Origin of the sequence: Streptomyces recifensis (assembly GCF_002154615.1) — a bacterium.
Classification (GTDB): Bacteria; Actinomycetota; Actinomycetes; order Streptomycetales; family Streptomycetaceae; genus Streptomyces; species Streptomyces griseoluteus.
In genome coordinates this window covers 1-1737 of sequence record NZ_MUNH01000831.1, presented here as the reverse complement: position 1 = coordinate 1737, position 1737 = coordinate 1, and the positions used below count along the sequence as shown (strand labels likewise).

The window sequence follows — 1737 nt, the reverse complement described above, 5'->3', positions numbered from 1 at the left end:
GGGGATGGCGGAGTTCGCGGGGACCGGCTGAGTCAGGAGGCCGGGGCGGGCAGCGTCACCTCGAAGCGGCAGCCGCCGGGGATGTTCCGTACGCTCGCCCGCCCCTGATGCGCCTCCACGATCCCCCGGACGATCGCCAGCCCGAGCCCCGCGCCCGCCGGGGGCGTCCGCGCGTCCGTGCCGCGCCAGCCGGTGTCGAAGACGCGGGGCAGGTCCTCCTCGGGAATGCCGCCGCAGCCGTCGGTCACCGACAGCACCACGCCCTCCGGCGCCCGCCGGGCCGCGACTGCGACCGTGCCGTCGGCCGGGGTCCGGCGGATGGCGTTGACCAGCAGGTTGGCGATGACCCGGCTCATCTCCTTGCCGTCCACCTCGACCGGCACCGGCCGCACCCCGTCGCCCACCAGCCGTACGCCGTGCTCGCGGGCGAGCGGGCCGACCCCGGCGAGGGCGTCGCCCACCAGGTCGTACAGCGAGATCCGCGAAGGGCTCAGGGGCAGCGTCCCGGCGTGGATGCGGGAGAGCTCGAAGAGGTCGCCGACCATGCCGTTGAGGCGTTCCACCTCGGTGCGGATCTGCCGCAGATAGCGGGGCGGATCGGCCGCCACCCCGTCCTCCAGCGCCTCCGACATGGCGCGCAGACCGGCCAGCGGGGTCCGCAGGTCGTGCGAGATCCAGGCGACCAGCTCACGCCGGGACGCCTCCAGGGCGCGTTCGCGCTCACGGGAGGCGGCCAGCCGGGCGCTGGTCGCGGCCAGTTCCCGGCTCAGGGCGTCCAGCTCGGCGGTGGCCGGTGCGGCGGGTGCGGAGAAGGCGCCCGCGTCGCCGAAGTGCCGTGCCGCGTCCGTCAGTTCCCGGCTGCGGGCGACCACCCGGCGGCCCAGGAGGAGCGCACTCGCCAGCGAGACGACCGCCGCCATGGCGACGACCGTGGTCACCACGCGCAGGTCGTGCGGGGACAGGAACATCGCCCACGCCACCGCCATGGTGCCCGCCAGCATGGCGAAGACGCCGACGCCCGCGACCACGGTGAGCGAGGCGGTCAGCGAGCGGCGCCGGACCAGCCGCAGCACGGCGGCGCCGACCAGACCGGAGGCGGCGGCGCCGAGGAAGGCGTACAGGGCGATGAGGAGGTTGTCACGCACGTCCGTCCTCCTCCGGCCCGGCGGCCGCGTCCGGTTCGAAGCGGTAGCCGACGCCCCAGACGGTACGGATCAGCCGGGGCCGGGCCGGGTCCTCCTCGACCTTGCCGCGCAGCCGGCGGACATGGACGGTCACCGTGGACAGGTCGCCGAAGTCCCAGCCCCACACCTCCCGCATCAGCTCCTCGCGGCCGAAGGCGCGGCCAGGATGCCGCAGTAAAAATGCCAGCAGATCGAACTCCCGGAGGGTCAGAGCGAGTTCGGTGCCGTTCCGGGTGGCCCGACGGGCGGCCGTGTCGAGCGTGAGGCCCGCCGCCGCCAAGGGCCCGGGGGCGCCGGGCGTCCGGCCGGCGGGGCGGGTACGGCGCAGTACCGACTCCACGCGCAGCACCAGCTCGCGCGGACTGAACGGCTTCGTCACGTAGTCGTCCGCGCCGACCTCCAGGCCGAGCACCCGGTCGTCCTCGTCACCGCGCGCGGTGAGCATGATGACCGGCACCGGGCCGCGCTCCCGCAACCGGGCGCACACCTCCAGCCCGTCCATGCCGGGCAGCATCAGGTCGAGCACCACCAGGTCGGGCCACCGGCCGGTGGC

2 protein-coding genes are annotated in these 1737 nt (G+C 75.2%); both read right to left on the bottom strand.

Annotated features, from left to right (window positions below; translation table 11 throughout):
- Positions 1 to 32: 32 nt before the first annotated feature.
- A complete protein-coding gene (locus tag CCN33_RS30120) occupies positions 33 to 1145 on the bottom strand; it encodes a sensor histidine kinase (RefSeq protein ID WP_086696471.1) in 1113 nt (370 codons plus the stop codon).
- Positions 1138 to 1737: response regulator transcription factor (locus CCN33_RS30115; protein WP_140394771.1), on the bottom strand; the 600-nt coding region annotated here is incomplete at its 5' end. The genes CCN33_RS30115 and CCN33_RS30120, both read right to left, overlap by 8 nt.